General features: G+C 41.6%; 23 protein-coding genes. 5 read left to right on the top strand and 18 right to left on the bottom strand.

Features of this window, described 5'->3' with window-relative positions; translation table 11 throughout:
* Positions 1 to 61: 61 nt before the first annotated feature.
* Entirely contained in the window at positions 62 to 484 is a 423-nt protein-coding gene (fosM, locus tag ACRRMM_RS10125) for a FosM family fosfomycin resistance protein (RefSeq protein WP_041091552.1), read from the top strand.
* 967 nt (positions 485 to 1,451) lie between these two features.
* Here fosM and ACRRMM_RS10120 read toward each other — a convergent pair.
* The 7 genes from ACRRMM_RS10120 to ACRRMM_RS10090 form a co-directional block, all read right to left on the bottom strand.
* Positions 1,452 to 2,306 (bottom strand): polysaccharide deacetylase family protein, encoded by an 855-nt coding sequence (locus ACRRMM_RS10120; protein ID WP_428828677.1) that lies wholly within the window; start codon positions 2,304 to 2,306, stop codon positions 1,452 to 1,454.
* Between the two features lie 65 nt (positions 2,307 to 2,371).
* The gene (locus ACRRMM_RS10115; RefSeq protein WP_035389946.1) at positions 2,372 to 2,701 is read right to left on the bottom strand and encodes a PTS lactose/cellobiose transporter subunit IIA; all 330 of its coding nucleotides are present in this window, start codon (positions 2,699 to 2,701) and stop codon (positions 2,372 to 2,374) included.
* Positions 2,702 to 2,720: 19 nt separating this feature from the next.
* Entirely contained in the window at positions 2,721 to 3,044 is a 324-nt protein-coding gene (locus ACRRMM_RS10110) for a PTS sugar transporter subunit IIB (RefSeq protein ID WP_428828678.1), read from the bottom strand.
* Between the two features lie 12 nt (positions 3,045 to 3,056).
* On the bottom strand, positions 3,057 to 4,490 hold the full coding sequence (locus tag ACRRMM_RS10105; RefSeq protein WP_367637020.1) for a glycoside hydrolase family 1 protein: 1,434 nt from the start codon (positions 4,488 to 4,490) through the stop codon (positions 3,057 to 3,059).
* A complete protein-coding gene (gene uxuA / locus ACRRMM_RS10100; protein WP_428828679.1) occupies positions 4,487 to 5,551 on the bottom strand; it encodes a mannonate dehydratase in 1,065 nt (354 codons plus the stop codon). The genes ACRRMM_RS10105 and uxuA overlap by 4 nt, the downstream gene beginning before the upstream one ends.
* Positions 5,552 to 5,566: 15 nt before the next feature.
* Entirely contained in the window at positions 5,567 to 6,877 is a 1,311-nt protein-coding gene (locus tag ACRRMM_RS10095) for a PTS sugar transporter subunit IIC (RefSeq protein WP_024719533.1), read from the bottom strand.
* Positions 6,878 to 6,966: 89 nt separating this feature from the next.
* The gene (locus ACRRMM_RS10090; RefSeq protein ID WP_428828680.1) at positions 6,967 to 8,925 is read right to left on the bottom strand and encodes a BglG family transcription antiterminator; all 1,959 of its coding nucleotides are present in this window, start codon (positions 8,923 to 8,925) and stop codon (positions 6,967 to 6,969) included.
* 138 nt (positions 8,926 to 9,063) lie between these two features.
* Between ACRRMM_RS10090 and ACRRMM_RS10085 the strand changes: the two genes are divergently transcribed.
* The gene (locus ACRRMM_RS10085) at positions 9,064 to 9,261 is read left to right on the top strand and encodes a hypothetical protein (protein WP_125589303.1); all 198 of its coding nucleotides are present in this window, start codon (positions 9,064 to 9,066) and stop codon (positions 9,259 to 9,261) included.
* Between the two features lie 47 nt (positions 9,262 to 9,308).
* Here the strand turns inward: ACRRMM_RS10085 and ACRRMM_RS10080 are convergent, their stop codons facing one another.
* From ACRRMM_RS10080 to ACRRMM_RS10055, 6 genes are all read right to left on the bottom strand, one after another.
* Complete coding sequence (locus ACRRMM_RS10080) at positions 9,309 to 9,734, bottom strand: YwqH-like family protein (RefSeq protein WP_007497950.1); 426 nt, start codon at positions 9,732 to 9,734, stop codon at positions 9,309 to 9,311.
* A gap of 284 nt (positions 9,735 to 10,018) precedes the next feature.
* Positions 10,019 to 10,285, bottom strand: coding sequence for a YwqI/YxiC family protein (locus tag ACRRMM_RS10075; protein WP_008345634.1), 267 nt, complete (start codon positions 10,283 to 10,285; stop codon positions 10,019 to 10,021).
* Positions 10,286 to 10,322: 37 nt separating this feature from the next.
* Positions 10,323 to 10,748 carry a YwqH-like family protein gene (locus ACRRMM_RS10070; RefSeq protein WP_008345637.1) on the bottom strand — a complete coding sequence of 142 codons (426 nt, stop codon included), beginning with the start codon at positions 10,746 to 10,748 and terminating at the stop codon, positions 10,323 to 10,325.
* A 294-nt stretch (positions 10,749 to 11,042) separates the two neighbouring features.
* Positions 11,043 to 12,449 carry a Na+/H+ antiporter NhaC gene (gene nhaC, locus ACRRMM_RS10065; RefSeq protein WP_017358666.1) on the bottom strand — a complete coding sequence of 469 codons (1,407 nt, stop codon included), beginning with the start codon at positions 12,447 to 12,449 and terminating at the stop codon, positions 11,043 to 11,045.
* 143 nt (positions 12,450 to 12,592) lie between these two features.
* Entirely contained in the window at positions 12,593 to 14,014 is a 1,422-nt protein-coding gene (gene aspA, locus ACRRMM_RS10060) for an aspartate ammonia-lyase (RefSeq protein ID WP_017368335.1), read from the bottom strand.
* 28 nt (positions 14,015 to 14,042) lie between these two features.
* The gene (locus ACRRMM_RS10055) at positions 14,043 to 15,032 is read right to left on the bottom strand and encodes an asparaginase (protein ID WP_017358664.1); all 990 of its coding nucleotides are present in this window, start codon (positions 15,030 to 15,032) and stop codon (positions 14,043 to 14,045) included.
* Between the two features lie 206 nt (positions 15,033 to 15,238).
* Between ACRRMM_RS10055 and ACRRMM_RS10050 the strand changes: the two genes are divergently transcribed.
* Entirely contained in the window at positions 15,239 to 15,586 is a 348-nt protein-coding gene (locus tag ACRRMM_RS10050) for a helix-turn-helix domain-containing protein (protein WP_017368336.1), read from the top strand.
* Between the two features lie 51 nt (positions 15,587 to 15,637).
* Here ACRRMM_RS10050 and ACRRMM_RS10045 read toward each other — a convergent pair whose 3' ends face one another.
* From ACRRMM_RS10045 to ACRRMM_RS10025, 5 genes are all read right to left on the bottom strand, one after another.
* Positions 15,638 to 16,093: a helix-turn-helix domain-containing protein gene (locus ACRRMM_RS10045; RefSeq protein WP_007497964.1), complete on the bottom strand. Its 456-nt coding sequence runs from the start codon at positions 16,091 to 16,093 to the stop codon at positions 15,638 to 15,640.
* A gap of 105 nt (positions 16,094 to 16,198) precedes the next feature.
* Entirely contained in the window at positions 16,199 to 16,717 is a 519-nt protein-coding gene (locus ACRRMM_RS10040) for a YfjD family protein (RefSeq protein WP_144625502.1), read from the bottom strand.
* Between the two features lie 21 nt (positions 16,718 to 16,738).
* Positions 16,739 to 17,497 (bottom strand): hypothetical protein, encoded by a 759-nt coding sequence (locus ACRRMM_RS10035; RefSeq protein WP_035702567.1) that lies wholly within the window; start codon positions 17,495 to 17,497, stop codon positions 16,739 to 16,741.
* Positions 17,498 to 17,509: 12 nt separating this feature from the next.
* On the bottom strand, positions 17,510 to 18,706 hold the full coding sequence (locus ACRRMM_RS10030; RefSeq protein ID WP_407974547.1) for a DUF6861 domain-containing protein: 1,197 nt from the start codon (positions 18,704 to 18,706) through the stop codon (positions 17,510 to 17,512).
* Positions 18,707 to 18,710: 4 nt separating this feature from the next.
* Complete coding sequence (locus ACRRMM_RS10025; RefSeq protein WP_008345659.1) at positions 18,711 to 19,034, bottom strand: WXG100 family type VII secretion target; 324 nt, start codon at positions 19,032 to 19,034, stop codon at positions 18,711 to 18,713.
* 226 nt (positions 19,035 to 19,260) lie between these two features.
* Here ACRRMM_RS10025 and pepT point away from each other — a divergent pair, with 226 nt between their 5' ends.
* Positions 19,261 to 20,493: a peptidase T gene (gene pepT / locus ACRRMM_RS10020; protein WP_008345662.1), complete on the top strand. Its 1,233-nt coding sequence runs from the start codon at positions 19,261 to 19,263 to the stop codon at positions 20,491 to 20,493.
* A gap of 289 nt (positions 20,494 to 20,782) precedes the next feature.
* A complete protein-coding gene (locus tag ACRRMM_RS10015) occupies positions 20,783 to 20,962 on the top strand; it encodes a hypothetical protein (RefSeq protein WP_008345664.1) in 180 nt (59 codons plus the stop codon).
* The last annotated feature ends 54 nt before the right edge of the window (positions 20,963 to 21,016 follow it).

Raw genomic sequence — 21,016 nt, 5'->3', positions numbered from 1 at the left:
ACAAAGCTTGTAGATTGAGTCTGCAAGCTTTTTTCTCATCATTGAATTTGAGGTGATTAAATTGAACATCAAAGGAATAAACCATTTATTATTTTCTGTTTCTGATTTAGAGACATCTATTGATTTTTACACAAAGGTCTTTAATGCCAAATTGTTAACAAAGGGCAGAACGACAGCTTACTTTGATTTGAACGGCCTGTGGCTTGCCCTCAATGTAGAAAAAGACATTCCTCGTCAAGACATCCATCACTCTTACACACACATCGCTTTTTCTATTGATGAGGAGGATGTAGATCCAATGTATAACAAACTAAAAGATTTGAACGTCAACATCTTACCAAGCCGGCCAAGAGACGAAAGAGATCAGAAGTCGATTTATTTCACAGACCCTGATGGACATAAATTTGAATTTCATACAGGAACCTTGAAAGATCGATTGGATTATTACAAACTAGAGAAAACACATATGGAGTTTTATGAATGAAACGCAAAGAAAAACAGAGAGGAAACAACAAGGTGCTATTCGTCATTAAATAGGAAAGATGGTAAAATATACATAGAAACGTGTTGCAAACGATAGTCCTCCCCCCTTCCATACTAAAGGTGTTTTTATGCCTAGAAAGGAGGGGTCAGTTTGAGAACAAAACTTGTGCGTTCACGCGTTGAGAGACGCAAAAACAAAAAGAAAAAAGCTTGTACCTGTAAGTACAAGCTTTGGTTCCTTATCTTAAATTCAATCCGAACTCTAGTCCAGTTCATCATATGGATTTTAGATAAGAGAACGTTCTGAATGAACCCTTAAGATGATAATGAAAAATAAAGCGGCACCTTCATTACCCCTAGTCAAGGTAATGCTGGTTCTATCTCGTTTCTGTTTTTTGGAGGGCTGCTTTATTTTTTCATATTATTTCAGTGTATTCCTCACATTTTAAATTTATACATAGAAAAAGCACACGGTAGTCAGCCGAGTGCCCAAATTAAATTTCTTTTCAGTTGTATGGTGAACGTTCAAGAAATTCACCTTGAAGCTCTCGTGCTTCAGTTTGAAAACTAGTTCAACTTAGTCCGAGTTGAACAAAAAACTTGTGCAACAATATGTTACCATAAGTAACAATTTGTTACCATAGTTAAGCTTATTTTTTAATCTTACTTATTCATTTCAAATGCAGAATTTTCATTATTTCAAATAAATTATACAGCTTTTTGTTATGCAATGAATCAAATAAACTGAACAACACTCAAAATAACTTTCAAGTATAATAACCTGTACTTTTCTTCTAAGCCCTCCTACTTTCTATTGGCAACTGTAAGACCTTATTAAGTTAAATAAAAAAGAATCAGTATATAAAAAACTGATTCTTTCTGCATACATTTATCTCAAACAAATCGTATTTAATCCACGAAACGTGTCGTAAAATGTTTCATGTGAAACATCTGTGATCTAATATTGATCAATTTCCCTCTATCAGCCTGCCAAAGCTTTCGGGTGAAAGTCCCGGTGAAATGCGCAGGCGGTGTAAGGACATCATGCCTTGTTCCTTTTTCGCATGTCCTGGTTCAGTGGTCACAGCCATTTCATATCCTGCTTCCTTCGCCAGCTTCAGCGTGTCTTCGTTATAGCGACCGACCGGATAGCTGACCATGACCGTTTGTTGGGAAAACCGCTGGTCAAAGAATACCTTCGATCCTTTTAATTCTTCTTCCTGCTGCTTCTGTGATAAACGATTGAGCTCTAAATGATGAATGGTGTGACTCTCTATTGAAATACCATGCTCCACCATATCATCCATTTGGGCATCGGTTAAATGATGCGGACGGCCAATGGACTGCTCGATCATAAAAATCGTGGCTTTCATTCCATATTCCTTTAAAATCGGAAATGCCTTTGTGTAGTTATCCGTATATCCATCGTCAAATGTGATAAGAACATACTTTTCACTTGGTGTCGAATTGGTCGAGAGAACTTGATATGCCTCTTTCGGCGACAGCGTGACATAGCCGTTGTCTTTCAGCCATTTCATATGAGCTGCAAATTCGCTCTTTGGCACACGTAAAGAATTACCACTAGAAATGCTGTGATACATCAAGATTGGAAGCGCAACGGGTTCCTTTTGCTGAATCCAGTTTTGTTTGTCTATCTCTGCCGCTTCAATTTGCTGCGTTTCTGTTGTTTCTTTCGTTTGTCCTTGACCCTTTACCTCTTTGATGGCTTGCTGGTTTCCTTCTGTTTGCTGTTTCGTACCCATACAGCCCGAAATGAGCAGCATGACTAAACCAACTGCAAGCCACATACATGTTTTTTTCATTCACCAATCCTGCTTTCTCTTTATCTACCGAATGATTATAACAGAAATTGGTTAATAACTGATATCTATTTTGACAGGGTATACATTTTTTTACACATTTCGATCATTTCAATGGCAAGCAGATGGATGGTCTCTGTTGTGAGCATTTGGTCTTCTGCATGTATGAGCAGTAAAGAAAAGGGAAGCTGTTCCCCTGCCGCCTCTTTTTGTATCAGTGACAAGTGCAGGTCATGGATGCTTCGAAACGCTTCCTCCCCTTTTTCAATCAACTGCTGCGCTGCTTCAAAGTCATCCGCTCTTGCTAGACGAATGGCTTCTACATAATGGCTTCGTGCCTCACCTGCATGGGCAATGATTTGAAAGGCTGCTCCCTGCATTTCCTCTAATACCGTCATCTGCTTCTCCTCCGATTGCTCAAGATTCATTTGCTAGTTTCAGTGCATGTTCTAGAATTTTTTCTCCATTCGCTGTTCCATATAATCTTACATTTACCACATCGACAGGTATATGATAAGGTGCCGCTGTTTTTTCTGCTGCCTTTCTCATAAAGCTAACTTGCGGCCCTAGCAAAATGACCTTTACATCGTCCCCATGCTCTTCTAATTCGTCCGCAATGGCCCCTTCAGGTATCGCATAAATTTCATAATCCAGCCCTTTTCCTTCTGCGGCTGCCATCATTTTAGATACCACAATCGACGTTGACATTCCTGCTGCACAAGCGAGAATGATTCGCTTCATATCCCATCACTCCTATTGATAAATAAAATCTGGTTCATCCCTTAATTTCCTCGTTTGGATTAATGTCTTGTACCAGTATCCTGACGCTTTCATCTGACGATTCCGTTCATTCTCCAGTTGGATCTCTACTAATCCGTAGCGATTCTTGAATGCATTCATCGGCGAGACATTATCCGTAAAAGCCCAGAGCATATATCCCTTACAGTTTGAACCTTCTTTTTTCGCTTGAAGGGCTTTTTTCAAATGCTGGCTGATAAATGAAATTCGGTACTGATCATCAATGATGCCGTCTTCGTTTTTAAACCGCTCTTCCTGCTCGACCCCCATACCGTTTTCAGCCACAAACCACTCGATATTGCCGTATTCTTCTTTTATTCTCATGCCCATATCATAGACGATATTCGGATAGATTTCCCAGCCTCTGAATGGATTCATTTTTCTCCCTGGGAGCTCAAATAGATCGTAATAATAAGATGGATGAAACGGTGTGTTTTCGTTCCAAGCCTTGCTAGGTGCCTTAACGCGATGCGGATAGTATAAATTAAGACCGACCACATCGACTGTATGATCTTTAATGATCTGAAGCTCTTCTTCCGTTGCATCGAAAAGAATGTCATGCTTTTTCAATACATCAAGCAGTTCTTCTGGATACTCGCCTTTAATGGAGGGATCTAAGAACACGCGATTAAAAAACAAATCATACATGCGGGCAGCTTCTTGATCATGCGACGCAGTCGATCTCGCATACGTCACTTCTGGATTGAGAATGACCCCGATTTTTGCACCGGCTGATTCCTTCAAGCCCATTTCCTGAAAAAGCTTCACCACTTTTGATGTCGCCAAGGCTTTATGATAGTTCCACTGCATCCATTTCTTCGTATTTTGCTCGAAAGGATAACGAATAGCATCTAGATACACACGAGTCTGAACAACAATCGGTTCATTAAAGGTAAACCAATGTTTGACCCGGTCTCCATAGCGTTCAAACACCTTTTCTGCATAGAGAACAAACAGCTCGACAACATGTTTAGATGACCAGCCGCCGTACTTTTCAAGCAAAACGGCAGGAAGCTCATAATGCTCTAAGCAAAACATTGGCTCTACACCTGCTTCAAGTAATTCATTGATGAAATCATCAATATAACGAGCATAGGCCTCATCTACAATTCCATTCTCGTAATCGATGAGAAACCTCGACCAATTGATCGATGTCCGGTAATGAGATAACCCAATTTCCTTCATAAGGGCGACATCTTCAGGATAGCGCTCGTAAAAATTCGTTGCTCCTGCTGGTCCGTATCCTTCGTGCCATACGTGATACCCCTCCTTATACCAAAGGTCTATATACGAATCCTGATGCGGTTTCTTCCCTTTCCAACCCTCCGTCTGCCAAGCAGAAGCCGCAGCACCTAGAATAAAGTCATTGGGTATGTCGATTTTGTTCATGTTGCCACCTGACCTTTCTTCGTGTGAATTTGAAGTCCTTCCCACATCCCTTGTAAATACATAGCTCCAAGTGCTCGGTCGTATAATCCATAGCCAGGTCTGCCCGTTTCACCAAAGATCATTCGTCCATGATCTGGCCGAAGATAGCCAGCAAATCCTTCCTTAAACAATGCGTTCACAATCGCTCCCATATCGAGGCTGCCTGCTGACGACAGGTGTGCCGACTCTTCAAAATCACCGTTTTCATACAAATTGACATTGCGTAAATGAGCAAAGTGTATACGCCCTTTTTTGGCATACTTTCTCGCAAGTGAAGGAACATCATTTTTCGCATTACAGCCTAGGGAACCGGAACAAAAGGTCAGTCCATGCTGTGAGCGTTCATCGAGCTGAAGGATACGATCTATTTGTTCTTCACAGCTGACAATGCGGGGCAGACCAAATATGTTCCAAGGAGGGTCATCTGGATGCAGTGCCATGTTCATGTTCTCTTCCGCTGCAACTGGAAGGATATTTCCCAAGAAATAGTCTAGGTTCTCAAACAACCCTTCCGCACCCAATGCCCTGTATGCAGCCATCAACTTTCTCATTTCTTCCTGCGTATAAGACGTATCCCACCCTGGTAAGGAAAGTTGATCTTTTTCTATATCCATCTGTTCAAGCTGATGCTGAAAATAAACAAGGGTCGTCGATTGATCAGCTAGTGGGAAATCGAGCTGTGTTCGTGTCCAATCAAGGACTGGCATGAAGTTATAACAAATGACCTTCACACCATGCCTTGCTAATCGCCGGATATTTTCTTGATAATGCTCGATATAAACATCCCGGCTAGGCTTTCCCAGCTTAATATCTTCATGGACCGGGAGACTTTCTACGACTTCAAAAGCAAGATCGTGACGTTCGATTTCCGCTTTTAAATGAGCAATACTTTCCTCCGGCCACAGATCACCAGCCGGCACATCATAGACTGCACTGACAATCCCTTTCATGCCGGGAATTTGCCGAATATATGAAAGGGAGACAGGATCTTCTTTGCCATACCATCTAAATTGCATGTTCATTCATGAGCCCTCCTTCTATTCTGAATCAGGTGCTGCTTCTGGCTTCCGGTTGGATAAGAGGACAAAAGGTAAATAGATGAAAACAGCGACAACAATACAGATGAGCTGTGTGATGACAGCCCCCATACTGCCAGCGGTAGACAGCCAAGCATTCACAATCGGAGGTGTCGTCCATGGCACCATCACCACCGCTTTCCCCGCAAAACCTGTAGCGGTTGCGATATAACCAATCGTACCTGTCACGAGTGGTGTAACGATAAACGGAATCGCCATCACAGGGTTCAACATGACAGGTAATCCGAAAATAACTGGTTCATTGATGTTAAACAGTCCAGGTCCTGATGAAAGCTTGGCAATGCTCCGCATCTCTTCCCTTCTTCCTGCTATAAAAATGGCGATCAACAGACCAATCGTCACACCCGAACCACCAATGCTCATATACACATCCCAAAATGGCATCGTGATAATATTTGGAATCTCTTTGCCCTCTTGAAATGCTGTCATATTCACTGCAATTGATCCTAATAACAGCGGCTCGCGAATCGGTTTAATCATTTGGTTGCCATGAATACCGATCACCCAGAAAAATTGAGCCACAAACATTAACGTTAAAATACCAGGCAGTCCCTGCACAACACTTTCAAGCGGACGCTGCACGACGTTATACACCGCTTCATGCAAATAAATGCCTGTCACACGATGAAACGCAAACCCGAATGAACTAATGATTGTAATCGTAATAATTGATGGGAAAAGTGAAGAAAAAGACGTCGCCACATTTGATGGAACAGAATCTGGCATCTTAATTTGCAGCCACTTCACCTCGGTAAGCTTACAAAAGATCTCTACAGAGACGATGGCAATGATCATACCCAAAAATAAGCTTTTTGGATCGGAGAATTGCCTCGCCAGCACATCGACAACCTCACGCATTGATCCATCGACTTCAAGAAGAAGTGTCGTCGGAATAACGGATATAAATGAAATCAATGCCATTAATCCTGGGAACAATGATTTGTGTCCATTGATTTTCCCGAGCTCAATCCCGATAAGGAACACAGCCCCGATCGTTAAAAAGTTCAGCGTGGCATAATTGATTGCCTTCATAATTGGCTGAAGCTCTGCTAAAAACCTGAATATCTCAAAATGGGCAAGCCCCGTTTCCGGGCTCATGATCATATTTGCGACCAGTACAGCAAATGCCCCCGTAATGATAATTGGCATTAATGTGACAAATGCTTGCTTAATCGCCATAATATATTTCTGATTTGTAATACGATAAGCGACATGTCCCATGACGTCGGCCGCTCTCTCTTTAAAGCTCATGATCCGTCTCCCCCTTTACAAAAACTCGTGATCATCCTCCTTTTTGATGTTATTTTAAAAGCGCTTTCATTAACATCCAATCTTTTTCCTCACAGATGCGGAAATGGGTATCCTTTTTTTTCATCTGGCTGTTCCAACACGTGCAGCGCCGCCGTCAGTTCTTCAAATGAAGCAGCTTTGATGATTTGCTCCACCACTTCCTTCTGCTCTGTCAAACGCACAAGAAATTGATAAAGTGACTGCAATTCTTTATGATACGTCTTCTGTATACTTAACAAACAGGCGACCTGTACCCGATCGTCGCCCCACAACACTGGTTTTCTCAACGTACAGATCGCACAAAACGTATCATCTGTTGCCGGTTTGATTGGGTGAGGGATCGCGACCAAATGACCGAACGACGTAGGTGACACTTCCTCTCTTTCCAGTAATAGCTGTTCAAAATCATCCGGGATTCGGTTTTGTTCTTGCAATACATTCACGAAAAATTGAAGAACCTCTTCCCTTGTTTGTAGATCTTGCTGAAAAAAAGTCATCTTCGGACTGATATATCGCAAGACCCCCATTTCTTGTGACCCCTGTACAAATCGTTTCAGCCTCAACATATCGTCTTCACTGAGGATCGTATGTACATCAATCACTGGCACAGGTAGTGTGTTCTGAAGCGGGATGGTACTAATGATCAAATCGATACTTCTCAAGTCATACGACAAAAGGTCACTGACACTTGCAGTTCCAGCAATTTCTAGCCTTTCGCTAAAGGCGGCCTTCAGCTTATGGAGAAGAAGCTGACTGCTCGCGACACCCGTTGCGCACACAATCAAGCATTTTTTTCTCACAGTCTGAGTTTTTGTCCGCTCTATGGCAGCACCAATATGCAGCGCCAAATATCCGATTTCATCTTCATGAATCTCTACATTCTCATTTTCCTTCAACCATCTTCCCATATAGACACCTGCTTCAAAAGCAATCGGATAATGCCTTTTTATGTCTGATAAATAGGGGTTACGGATGTTCATATCATATCGGAACCGATGAATCGCTGATCTCAAGTGAAGACTTAGTCCCACAATCAATTCCTTGTCTGTCTGAATATCAAGTGACATGTGCTCTTCGACATAACCAAGTAATTGGTGAGTTAAACGGAAATGCTCTTCATCAAGCATGTGAAATAGCGTGTGGCCCGTTTCTCCATACGCCATCATTTTTGCCCCCATTAAATGAATCGCAATATAGGCCATTTCAGATAATGGAAAATCTATACCGAGTACGTGACGCATATCTTCTGCCATTTGCCTCGCCACTTGAAAAGCGGGCTGTGTTTGAATGTCTTTGAGTTCTCCTTCCGGCATCATGACCAATTTTTTCTCTTCAATTCGTTTGCACGCAATGGCGATATGTGTCACTAAGTTGCTTAAACCGATCTCTGACACATGAAGGCCGCTTGCCTTTGTACGTGAACGCACCATATCTTGAATCAATTGATATGTTTCTTCAGGTAAAAGGGCAGGATTCGGATGCTCCTGCTGAAACACATGCTCAGCTAGACAATACCTTAATTTCATTTCATCTCCAGTCAGCCTCAGTCCATATTTAGGACGGTGTGCAACAGAGAGTCCATGTAAAGAGAAAATATGCTTGACTGCTTTCAGGTCATTTTTCACAGTAGATTCACTCACAAATAATTCCTCGGCCAATTCATCTAATTTCATATAGTCTTCGGACAATAAAAGCCTTCTCAATAAATAAGAGATACGATCCTCCGGCTGATTTGGAATAACTTGATTCTTTTTTTCATTTCTTTCTCTCATTGAGTTTTTCAAAAAAGTACGAAATGCTCCATAATCTTCGACAGTCAATGTATACCCTGCTCCACGTTTCATATGAAGTGTTGCCCCATGTGCTTCTAACACTGATTTAAGCGCTTTCATATCTGTTCGAACTGTTCGTGATGTGACGCCTATCAGGCGTGCAATTTCTTCACCTGTCAGCTCCTGCTCTGCCTGCATTAACCGCCTCAACAGCTCCTCCTGACGTAGAGATAACATAGACTTCCCCTCCCTTGGTCAATTACTTTTGCCTATCATCATAAACGAAAATAGAACTCTTTGCCCAGTTTTTCTTTCCGACCGGGAACTTTGTTATGGATCAAACGTATGAATATGAAACAAGAGGAGGGATACATCATGTTTGTTATCATCATCATACTAGCTTCTTTAGGCGCCATTACCGCCCACATGTTTACACCAAAAGATAAGCGTTCATCTTCTAAGCATTCTGCACATCACAGTTCAACAACCAGTAACTATACTGATTCGTATACACATCACGCTTCTGATACCTCCTGCGGTGGTGATTCAGGTGGTAGCGGCGGATGTGACTAAACCCAAAAAAACAGCCGCTTGTTCAGCCGGCTGTTTCGTTTATTTTATTAAAGAGCTTTCCAGCCCCGTTCAATTAAATGTTTGACATCCTTTGCAAAATCCTCGCCTTTTTCCATCACATCTTGGGCTCTTCCTGCAAAATTACTAGCGACAGCGAGTTCCATTTTTTTTAACTCAAAGTGCATAATTTTTTGGTCTATCTCCGTAATATAGGTTTCATACTCATTGTTCACAATGTCGTGCAGCACGTGATAGGCTTCTTTCCGATGACGGTGAAAGTCCGTTCCTCTCTCACCTTTCCATGACGAATCTAGAGCAGGCTTCTTGATTTCCTTTATGTCAGACTGCGCAAGATCTTGTTCTGTTCGAATATTACTTTTGGCTGTCTTTAACCGAGAGATCATTTCGTCAAATTCTGCACGTTTGTTTTCAATCCCCATATGCAGATGGTGCAGCATCTCGGATAAACTCATGTCATCCACCTCTATTAGACCTCATAAGAAAGCACGGCGTCAGTGTTTTTGAAACCAGGCAGATCATCTGCTTTTTCCAGTCCTGACATTTCTATCGTTCGCTTTCATTAAGTATAGTATAAGGTGAAAAGCCTTAGGCTTAAATAGGGAAAAGGTGTCCTTTTAACATGGTGTTTGGAAGAAAAACGGAATAATCTAAGGTCATAAATCCCGAATTATATATGAGTCTTTACGACTATATTTTACATCGTACTCAGATACGCTATCAATAAAACGATTGGGGCTTATGATTTTGCCGCAATCGCTTCATCCTGTTCTTTTAGCGTCTTCACATTTGAGCGTGTATCCTGAACGTTTTTGATCAAGGCTTCTTTAAAGCTTGAGACCATTTCGCCCACCTCAGCTTCACGTGCCGTCCACTTGGTCACAAATTCAAGGCTGTTTTCACCAGCTTTATCTGCTGCTTTTTTCATTGTTAAAGCTTCAACTGCTTGGGAGACTTCATCTAGTTTATCCATCACTGTTTGGTAGTTTAACTTAATTTGTCCCATTATGATATCCTCCAGATTGGTTCAGCATGAAGCTCGCTTACAAGCTGCTCCATGCTTTTGAGATCAAGCGTTTTGCGTCTTCTACTGCGTCTTCTCCTTTTTCAGCCAAACGTGCGGCATCTCCAGCTAAAGAGCTGGCAAAGGATAAGGCAGCCTGCTCTGCTTCTAGTGTACTGATTTTGAATTCGATTCGGCTCACGTAGCGTGGGTATTTATCGCTTACGATCGTTTGCAGCGCATCATGCGCTTCATTTCGTTCTGATTTGAAATCTTGGCTCCGCTCACCTTTCCAAGAGGCCCCAAGCTTTGGCTGCTTGATTTGTTTTAGGTCTGTTTCTGCGGCATCTTGTTCACGTTCAACCTTACTTTTTGCCTTTTTGAGTCGAGCAATTTTCTCTTCGATCTCTGCCTTTTTATTTGAAATGCCACCGTTAAGGGCAGACAGCATATCCGATAAGCTCATATGGGTTCCTCCTCCTGTCAAAAATAAAAACGCTGCTTAGAGTCCCTCTAAACGAGCGTAATGGTGAATCGCACTTTTTCCAATATTGTTATTATAAGGTTCAAAGACTCATGTTTGAATAGGTATTTATGCCCTTTTTATGGTATAAATATGCTTTCAATCTGCTTCATACCACACCTTAAGCCCTATTTTATAGGGGGTCAAAATACACAACCACCCTTCTGGAAACACACATAGTCTTACGGTCCTAGGACAAACAAAAGCCGCCCGGGGAGGGGCGGCTTTTGCAGCGGCTTATGATGCCGATTCTTCTGAGTCTTGTTGATTTTTCACGTACCAAATGAATTTCCCTGTATATCCGTAGATGATGGCAAGACCAATGGCAACAAAGCTCAGCCACATAAATGGTAAATAAGAGAATGTCGAGACGCCTAGAATCCCTGCCATGTAAATTCCGTTATCTGACCATGGAACCATACCAGACGTAAGTGTTCCACCAACCTCAGAGTTTCTAGATAACACACGTCTGTCTAATTTTAATTTGTCATAGCTTTTTTCCATGATTTTTGGTGTAAGAATTAATGAGACATACATTGCACAACCAAAGATATTCGCAAAGAATGCTACTACAAGTGTAGACAGTGTCACATTTCCTGCATTGTGCAATTTTTTCTCGAATGTTGCGACGATCACTTTTAACACGCCTAAGTATTCAAGAACTCCACCAAAACCAAGTCCAAGAATAATGACCACTAGAGATCCTAACATATTGACAATACCGCCACGGTTCAACAGTGTATTTAAGAAATCTACATCTGAATTAATAGAGAAGCCGTTATAAGCTGTACCAAGCGCATCAGCTGGGTTCATTCCTTGGAATGCCATCGCCCAGACTGCCCCAAGCAGTGCACCAATTGCGATAACAGGCATTGACGGTTTTTTCAATACAAGTAATAGGACAACAATGACTGCCGGAATGATCATCCAAATATTAATCGTGAATGTATCCTGCAATGCTTGTTTCAAAAACTCTACTTTATCTTGATCAATATTTCTTCCACCATACATAAATCCAGTAATTGTAAACATAATAGCCGTAATAACAAAGGCCGGTATGGATAAAACCATCATGGCTCTTACATGCGCCAGCACGTCCACTTTTGAAAGAGAGGAAGCGAGCACAGTACTATCAGATAGAGGAGATAATTTATCACCAAAATAAGCGCCAGATAAAACAGCCCCAGCTACGATCGGTAATGGGATACCTAATCCTTCACCAATCGCAATCATCGCAATACCTGCCGTTCCAACTGTCCCCCAAGACGTACCAGTAGCAACAGACATAATAGAACAGATAATCAGTGTAGCTAATAAGAAGATATTAGGATGAATAAATTCCAGTCCGTAATAAATTAATGTGGGTACAACACCGCCAGCAATCCATGTACCAACAAGTGCACCTACTGCAATTAAGATTAAAACAGCCTCTAATCCATTTGATATCCCTTTTGTGATCGCATTTTGAAGGTCTTTGTACGAATGCCCTAAACGAATTCCTAAAGCAATAACCATAAACCATGAGATGAACAATGCTAGCTGAATATCTAATTTGAAGTAAAGAGTGAATGATAAAACAATTGCTAAAAATAAGCCAAGTACAGACACGACTTCTAAAATAGACGGTAGACGTGGTGTTTTCATTTTGTTTCCTCCCTTTGTGCGTGCGTTAAGCGTTTTCAAAATATTGTGAAAAAAGTGTGTCAATTCGAAAGAAAGTGAATTGCCTGTTTTTCTCTATTTCACAGGCAATTCCACATATTAATAAAATAAAATTTTTGATATTATTATCGCTCTAGGAGCTCTGCACCCGCAATGCCAGGCTTTGTCATCTCGTAAGGATTCAAAATAATATCAAGTTCTTCTTCTGTTAACACATCATTTTGCAGGCAAAGATCTCTGATCGATTGTCCTGTTAAAATGGCTTCCCTTGCGATTCTAGCCGCGGCTTCATAGCCTAAGTGAGGGTTTACCGCAGTAATGACACCTGCACTTTTTTCGACATATTCTTTCAAACGTTTTTCATTTGCTTCGATGTCCGCTAAACAATGATCTGTGAATGAGCGGAATCCGTTATTCATTATACTAATAGATTGAAGCAAGTTAAAGACCAGAACAGGCTCCATCACATTTAACTCAAGCTGGCCTGCTTCAGAAGCAAGACAGATGGTGTGGTCGTTCCCAATGACCTGGAATGCGATTTGGTTAATGAGCTCTGCCATGACTGGATTGACTTTCCCAGGCATAATGGATGATCCCGGCTGACGGGCTGGCAATGCAATCTCAGCAAGACCTGCACGTGGGCCAGATGCCATTAAGCGAAGGTCATTCGCAATTTTAGACATGTTCATCATGCATACCTTTAAGGCAGCAGATACTTCTGTGTATGCATCTGTATTTTGCGTCGCATCTACAAGGTGCTCTGCGCCTACTAATGGCAGTCCAGAAATATCAGCAAGCTTCTTCACTACGATTTCGATGTAGCGAGGATCTGCATTGAGGCCTGTCCCAACAGCTGTCGCACCCATATTTACTTCATATAAATGCTGTTTTGATTGGTTGATTCGTTTAATATCACGGCTGAGCACACGGCTGTATGCTTCAAACTCTTGTCCTAAACGGATCGGAACAGCGTCTTGTAAATGAGTACGCCCCATTTTGATGACATGATCGAATTCTTTTGCTTTCTTTTGAAATACGTCATGCATGGCCTGCATCGTCTCAAGTAAAATGTCTAACTGCTTGAGCACTGCAATATGGATCGCCGTTGGGAACGAATCATTTGTCGATTGTGACATGTTCACATGTGTGTTTGGACTTAAATGAATGTATTCGCCCTTTTGATGTCCCATGATCTCGAGGGCTCTGTTTCCAATGACTTCATTGGCATTCATATTCATAGACGTTCCTGCGCCGCCTTGAATCGGGTCTACGATGAAATATTCATGGAATTTGCCTTCAATCACTTCATCTGAAGCTTGAACGATCGCATTTCCAATTCCTTCATATAAACGTCCGACTTCCATATTGGCTTGAGCTGCTGCTTTTTTGACAATGGCAAATGCTCGAATGAGTTCTTCATGCATGCGATATCCTGTAATTGGGAAATTCTCTTTTGCACGAAGCGTTTGAACACCATAATACACGTCTGCGGGAATTTCTTTTTCACCTAGAAAATCCTTCTCGTAACGATAAGTTGCTTGAACCATCTCGTATGACCTGCTTTCTATAGAATAGTTAAATCACTAAATCTTCTGCGATTGGCGTTTCCATAATCTTTTTCACTTCTCGTGGATCTGTTGTTTTACCTAATGCCCACATGAGCTTTGGCACGATGGCTTCTGTGTTCATGTTTCTTGAACGAGCAACCAGTTCTTGATTGATTTTACGTCCTACTTCATACACACTCATGTCTTCTCCTTCTTCGAGACACTGAGTGGTGATCACAACAGAAATGCCTTCTTCCAGCAATTCGTTGATTTTTTCTAAAAGATTTCTTCCTTCGAAAGGAATTCCGCCGCTGCCGTAGCTTTCAATAACGACTCCTTTGTACAACCCTTTGATTGAATCTAAAAACTCAGGCTTCAGTCCTGGATGCAGTTTTAATAAACAAACGTCTGTGTTCAAGGATGCATCTAATTTAAGCGGTTTCATTGATGATCTTTTTACTTTGCTATTGTATTCAATTTGATGATTTTCAATCGATGCAATATATGGGTAGTTAATACTTTCAAATGCATCGTAGCTTTTCGTTCTTAGTTTGATTGCGCGAGTTCCTTGAATGACTCTGCCATCAAACACGACGTATACGCCGCCAACACCGTCACATGCAAAACGAATCGCATCTGTAATGTTTTTCTTCGCATCTGTTTTCTTAAACGTAATCGGGATTTGTGACCCTGTAATGACAATTGGCTTATCAGGATTTTGCAGCATATACGATAGTGCTGCTGATGTATAGGCCATTGTGTCCGTACCATGCGTGACGACAAATCCGTCATATTGATCATAATTTTCATAAATGGCTGTTGCGATATCAACCCAGTATTCAGGCTGCATATTGGTACTATCTATACTCATTAGGGACTTTGTGTCCATTGTGTAGTCTGCGTTAATTTCGTTTAAATAGCTTAAAAGGTCCTCAGCTTTAACACCTGGAGCTAAACCATTTTCACTTTCTACAGATGCAATCGTCCCACCAGTGGTTAAAAGCAATAATTTCTTCAACAGGTCCACCTCTTTCAGTAAAATTACTTCGTTTGTCACACATATTATAAGCCAGCTTGTGCTATTCTATAATATACGCTTTACGCGTACCTTCATTGCCATTATAGTCACATAACGCGAATTAATCAAGAAATTATTACGCATAACGCGTACACTCTTTGTCAAAATATGATATACTGTTGTTGTATATAAAGGAGCGTTCATGTATGATACTCGATCGTTTAACCACCCTTAGAAAAAAGAAAAAATGGTCTCTCCAGCATACGGCAGATCGCCTAGGTATCGCCAAAAGCACCTATGCCGGTTACGAATCTGGGTACCGACGACCTTCGCTTGAAGCAGTGAAACTGCTGGCTGATTTGTATGATACGTCCATTGATTTTTTACTTGGTAGAACGGACGAGCCAGAGATCCAACGCAAAATCTCTGATATCAAAATTGAGCTGACGGAAGCAAAAGAAGGAACCATCCATGTAGACGGCGTTCCACTAACAGATGAAGAAATCAAACAGCTTGTTGCCTTTATTCGGGCGAAAAACACTCTGAAAGTATAAACAACACAAAAAAGAGAGGTCCCTGTCATAGAGGTACCTCTCTTTTTCTGCTTACGACAGCTCACTTAATTCCTCTAACCGCCGCTTCGCTTCTTCTTTATTAAAGGAACTATAATAGCGATAATTCTCATCATCTAAGATGCGGTAATGCTGGCTTAGTACATTTTGCTGGAGACGAAACGTACCTTTTTTCACAGACGTCCGCCACCAAACCTTTCCGCCAATCGTACGTTCAACAGATAAATGCAATTCATCGTGGGCGACGACTTCCAAAATCTCAAGCGGATCATCCCCAAGTGTCCCTTTTAAAATGTCACTATCCCTGAATAATGCACATACGGCCGCAGATTGCGTCCAGTTGAGGCGAAGACGATTCTTTTCTACCTGCTGCAAATGCCGTTTGGATAGCCCAAGCACCTCAGCCATGCGGTCCTGTGTATAGTTTTTTTCTTTTCGAATTCGTGCCATTTGTTCTGTGACGAGGTCGATTACCATTTCTTTGTCCATCTCTCATCACCTCTTGATTGTTCAGTCTTTACTGACATCATACACGATTTCTTAAAAAAAGTGGCGTCTCACCTCATGGAATGATGGCGAAAACATCTATTGATTCTACTTTTCACCATGACCATGCTGCTGTTTCCAATTTTCTTGGGCAGTCTCATGTAAATATGGATAAATGTTTTGTTTCACCGTTTGCTCAAATACTTCTTCATCTAAAATACTGTACGCCGGAATCTTGATCAATTTCCCATCCATTTTCCGAATGAGCACATCCATGAACAGAAATCCCCTGATACTGTAACGATGCCTGCGCATATCTATAGATTGAATGTCTTGAAAAGGGATTGTTTGTTGCCGGTATAAAACAGCGCCATTCTCTCCTCGCTGAATGCGAAAAATCACATTTCCCCTCTTCGTAAAAGCCGGAAGAATCATCAAAAAAGAGATCCACCCATAGACAATGCCTAATAATCCGCCTAAAAATAAAAACAACGTATAATTCGATTCAAATGTAAGAGCTTCTGAAAATAACCAAATACCGATGATGCCAAACCCGCCCGTTGCTAAGAATGCCCATACTCTTAGAAAGGGTCTGCTCCTCACTTCTATTACTTCACTTGGATTCAAGCGCCATTCTCCTTTTCTCCATTAGAATATAGAACGTAATCCGTCCCTATGAGCCGTCTCTATCCGAAATTCATTTTCCTTCATGCCCGACACTAGCCAAGAATGCTTCTGCCCCGGAATAACAAATATCATAGACTCTACATCCGGCGTATTATTTTTATCATAAGTGACCTTCATCAAAGAATCCATTTTTCCTTTTCTGACCCTTACATCAGAAACAAATGCCCGCACAAGCTCTTGGTTCTCTGCTTTATTTAGAAAAGAAGGGCAATCCTCATTCCCTTGACTGGCTTGTTCTAACAGCAGTTCAAATTCTTCCGCCTGCAAATTCATGACTGGTGTGAGGTGATCACTCATGTGTATGTTCAAAAAGGTTGTCACTTGCTCCACAGTCTGCTGATCTTCTTTTAGTTTGTGAATCTGATGCACTTGTTGATCATAAAGCGTATGATGCGCATACACACCTGCCTGAGTCGTATGAAAGGACGTACTGACCTCTTCATCTAATGCACCAAACCTTGAAGCTTTCACGGTATGTGATGCATCATTCATGGCTTGAATGAAATGCCGGTATTCTTCTTTATAACGGTATTGTCTATTTCGAAATTCCAGCACGTCTTTTGCCAGCAAAGAGCGACATGCAATTTCAAATAAAAATCCAAGACGTTCATCCTCTACATCTGGATAATAGGCTTCCTTTAAAGACATCCCTTGCTCAAAATAGCCTTCACTGTAAAAACTAAAGATGAGTTCCTCGATACTTAGACTTAGCTGATCCAACTTGATCTCTCCTTATCCAAAAGAAAATGCGCCCTTCAAGAAATCACCTGCACCTTTCAACAGCGAATCTGCGGTTTCTTTTGTTTTTTCTATTCCTTTATGTATCACCTGATTTGCTTGATCAATGGTGTCATTGACTGCTTTAACACCTTGACCTGCCAGTTCAAATGCTTTTTTTCCTTTATCGACAACCGCATGAATTGGGTCTTTTAATTTCACTGCGACCTGTTCTGCAAAACCAGAAGTAAGCTTGGCGACTTTTTCACCAATAAAGCCACCTACTGCTGATCCTATCGCACCGCCAACCACTGTTCCAATCGGTCCTGCAAAGCTTCCAAGAGCGCCGCCCACAACGGCACCTGCAACAGATCCGCCTGCAATAAAGACCGTATTATTCACTGCATTTCCAACAGCCTTTGCATTTTCACGCTTGAGAACTTCTGGCTGATCCCCAAATTCCGCATAGTTCTCCGCAATTTTCAGACCGCAGCCAACCGTTTCTGTTGCACCCGTGACGACCGTTGCAATGATGGCATTTCCTTTCGCAAACCTTGCACCATTTTTCAGAACAGACTTGATGCCAGCTGTGTCCTTCCAATTGATACTTCCTTTTGTGAAATCACGTACACTGTTCGTGAACGCAACTGTATCGCTAGGATAAAATTTCGTAAATTTCTTATGGACTAGGTCAGCCATCGACCAATTCGATCGTTTTAATAATTCTTTTTTGCTCAGCCAAATCCTTGCCAGCCGGTCAAATCTCGTTCCTTCTACCCGTCCGGTCACATCAAGAAGGAGCTTTGAATGTTGCGCAGCATAGCGGCCATTTTCTTTGATAAAGGTTGTCATGCCAAGCCCATAGTATTTCGCCTGCATCATCACAATACCAGCTAAGCTCGTGAGTGTACCATATTGATCATACAAACTGTACATTTTCCTTAAAATATCATCAGCTTCGACCATTTTATCCATTGCATGACGAATAGCAATGTCGTCACTGCTCAATTTGCTCATTAAGGCTTGTCCAGAACCCCACGCATCTCCTACTCCAGAAAAACAGCTTCGATAACGGGGATCACAGCCTAGGATGAGGCCATCCAGTTCACTATGTAAATCGTGGTGCTTTGTTTCGATGGCCGAAAGCTCTCCTACAAAATCATTCGCCAGCCCTGTCAGCTGATCTGGATCTACTACAATGTCACGCGACATCACATCATCTCCCTTCTCGGTTTCTTTCTCTCCGTTCTTCTCGCCTTTTTCGCTCAAGCTCTTCCATTCTGGCGATTTCAGCTTTACGTTCCTCGATTTTGACAGCAGCATCCCGCAGTTCCTGACTTGTTTCAAGCAAGTCCTTTTCAAATTGATCATAGCGTGTCACTGTTTCCTCAAAGCTTTGATCAAATTTATCTCTTGCTTCCCCTTGCCAGCCTGATCCAACTGCCTTCAGCCGATTCTCAAGTAGCTGCTTCGACTGCCGAATGCCATCAGCAGCTTCCTGGAACTTTTGAGCGAGTGCAAGTGTTTGACTAGAATCCAACTTTCGCACCCCTTTCTCCCAAATTAACGTACAAATGGATGATTTTATATGTCCTCATTATAAATAAAAAGACACCCAAAAAAATCACCCTAAAGAACCATTCAGCACATCGCAAAATAAAAGTAGGTCTTTTTCCTCTCTAATTGTCAGAGAAAACCTTTCTTGTTATGAAGCGCATTCAAGACATGATAAAATGAACATATTCTACAAAAGGAGTGACGTATTGATGAAAGAGGAAATGATCCAGCGATTCACAAGTTATGTAAAAGTGGATACACAGTCTGATGCAGACATAGAGAGCTGCCCATCCACTGAAGGACAGCTGAACTTAGCAAGGCAGCTAGTTGAAGAGATGAAATCCATCGGCATTCAAGAAGTGACAATGGATGAAAACGGTTATGTCATGGGCACGATTCCATCTAACACAGACAAAGAAGTGCCAACCATTGGCTTCCTGGCTCATATCGACACAGCCACTGACTTCACTGGCAAGAACGTGAAACCGCAGATTCATGAGAACTATCAAGGCGGGGACATCACGTTAAACGAAGATCTACATATCGTATTATCTCCAGCGCAGTTTCCAAATTTACAAAAATACCAAGGACATACGCTCATCACGACTGATGGCACGACCCTGCTTGGTGCAGATAACAAAGCAGGTATCGCAGAAATTATGACCGCCATGCATTACCTGATTGAGCATCCAGAAATCAAGCATGGAAAAATTCGTGTCGCCTTCACACCAGATGAAGAGATCGGCAGAGGACCTCACAAATTCGATGTTGATGCCTTTGGCGCTTCTTATGCTTATACGATTGACGGCGGCCCGCTAGGAGAGCTTCAATATGAAAGCTTCAACGCCGCAGGTGCAAAAGTATCAATTAAAGGAAACAACGTCCATCCAGGGACAGCAAAAGACAAAATGGTCAGTGCTGCAAAGATCGGCATGCTCTTTCACAACAAACTTCCTTCAGATGAATCTCCAGAATACACAGAAGGATACGAAGGCTTTTTCCATCTCACGAGGTTTGTAGGAGAAGTAGAAGAAGCAGAGCTGCAATATATTATTCGAGATTTTGATAAAGAGAAATTCAACAAGCGCAAAGCACTGTTTGAAAAAATCGCAAACGACTTAAAAGCGGTCTACGGCGAAAACAGCATCACCCTTAGCATTCAGGATCAATACTACAATATGAGAGAAAAAATTGAGCCAGTCAAACATATCGTAGACATCGCTCATGAAGCCATGGAAAACCGCTCAGTGACACCTGTCATTGAACCAATCCGCGGCGGTACAGATGGCTCACAGCTTTCATATAAAGGACTTCCAACGCCAAACATCTTTACTGGCGGGGAAAACTTCCACGGTAAATATGAATTCATCTCTGTAGAGAACATGCTGAAAGCGTCAGAAGTGATCGTGGAAATTGCACGTTTATTTGAAGAAAAAGCATAAACATGTTTACAACCGTTCCTGTTCGGGAACGGTTTTTTAATAAAAGTTTACAATTTTCTGAAACTTTTATGACACTTAATCGTACTAATAGAGACAACCCCAGAAAAATTCTTCTTGACGAGTGAAATAACTGGAAATATAATAGTTAAAAACAACCAGTATTTTAGACCTAAAAAAAGCAGCCAGAATAAACCTTTAGAACTAAACGCTATTTGCTAACTATTTTCAGTTATAAACATCACTCACCCTGTCTACACTTAAAGAATAGGATGAATTGGAGGAATGTCATATGATGATTTTATTGATTATCGCTTCACTTTGCTGCTACTTACTATTCTCTTTCAAAAAAGATAACCGCACCCAAAAACGAAAAAGCGCAGAGCTTTCGGAGTTTGAAATCTTTCGTATGCGCCGCCACTACAACGGCAAACGCCGTCACCCACTAAACGATGCACCCAAACAAGTATAAATGTAAAAAGAAGGGCCTCATCACCAGGGGCTCTTTTTATGTATAAAAAACGAC

It is taken from the genome of Bacillus sp. XT-4, from assembly GCF_050864245.1.
Lineage (GTDB): Bacteria > Bacillota > Bacilli > Bacillales > Bacillaceae > Bacillus > Bacillus altitudinis.
The sequence above is the reverse complement of the archived record's forward strand: the minus strand, read 5'-3'. Positions and strand labels throughout refer to the sequence as shown.

Bases quoted from the DNA above. Each gene is read 5' to 3' on its own strand.
- ACRRMM_RS10075 (WP_008345634.1), bottom strand. From the start codon at position 10,285: ATGGGACAAATTAAGTTAAACTACCAAACAGTGATGGATAAACTAGAT.
- ACRRMM_RS10030 (WP_407974547.1), bottom strand. From the start codon at position 18,706: ATGTCGCGTGACATTGTAGTAGATCCAGATCAGCTGACAGGGCTGGCG.
- nhaC (WP_017358666.1), bottom strand. From the start codon at position 12,449: ATGAAAACACCACGTCTACCGTCTATTTTAGAAGTCGTGTCTGTACTT.
- ACRRMM_RS10070 (WP_008345637.1), bottom strand. From the start codon at position 10,748: ATGAGCTTATCGGATATGCTGTCTGCCCTTAACGGTGGCATTTCAAAT.
- ACRRMM_RS10015 (WP_008345664.1), top strand. From the start codon at position 20,783: ATGATGATTTTATTGATTATCGCTTCACTTTGCTGCTACTTACTATTC.
- ACRRMM_RS10115 (WP_035389946.1), bottom strand. From the start codon at position 2,701: ATGACGGTATTAGAGGAAATGCAGGGAGCAGCCTTTCAAATCATTGCC.
- uxuA (WP_428828679.1), bottom strand. From the start codon at position 5,551: ATGAACATGCAATTTAGATGGTATGGCAAAGAAGATCCTGTCTCCCTT.
- ACRRMM_RS10050 (WP_017368336.1), top strand. From the start codon at position 15,239: ATGATACTCGATCGTTTAACCACCCTTAGAAAAAAGAAAAAATGGTCT.
- aspA (WP_017368335.1), bottom strand. From the start codon at position 14,014: ATGGTTCAAGCAACTTATCGTTACGAGAAGGATTTTCTAGGTGAAAAA.
- ACRRMM_RS10110 (WP_428828678.1), bottom strand. From the start codon at position 3,044: ATGAAGCGAATCATTCTCGCTTGTGCAGCAGGAATGTCAACGTCGATT.
- ACRRMM_RS10095 (WP_024719533.1), bottom strand. From the start codon at position 6,877: ATGAGCTTTAAAGAGAGAGCGGCCGACGTCATGGGACATGTCGCTTAT.
- ACRRMM_RS10045 (WP_007497964.1), bottom strand. From the start codon at position 16,093: ATGGACAAAGAAATGGTAATCGACCTCGTCACAGAACAAATGGCACGA.
- ACRRMM_RS10080 (WP_007497950.1), bottom strand. From the start codon at position 9,734: ATGAGTTTATCCGAGATGCTGCACCATCTGCATATGGGGATTGAAAAC.
- ACRRMM_RS10120 (WP_428828677.1), bottom strand. From the start codon at position 2,306: ATGAAAAAAACATGTATGTGGCTTGCAGTTGGTTTAGTCATGCTGCTC.
- ACRRMM_RS10085 (WP_125589303.1), top strand. From the start codon at position 9,064: ATGTTTGTTATCATCATCATACTAGCTTCTTTAGGCGCCATTACCGCC.
- ACRRMM_RS10090 (WP_428828680.1), bottom strand. From the start codon at position 8,925: ATGTTATCTCTACGTCAGGAGGAGCTGTTGAGGCGGTTAATGCAGGCA.
- pepT (WP_008345662.1), top strand. From the start codon at position 19,261: ATGAAAGAGGAAATGATCCAGCGATTCACAAGTTATGTAAAAGTGGAT.
- ACRRMM_RS10105 (WP_367637020.1), bottom strand. From the start codon at position 4,490: ATGAACAAAATCGACATACCCAATGACTTTATTCTAGGTGCTGCGGCT.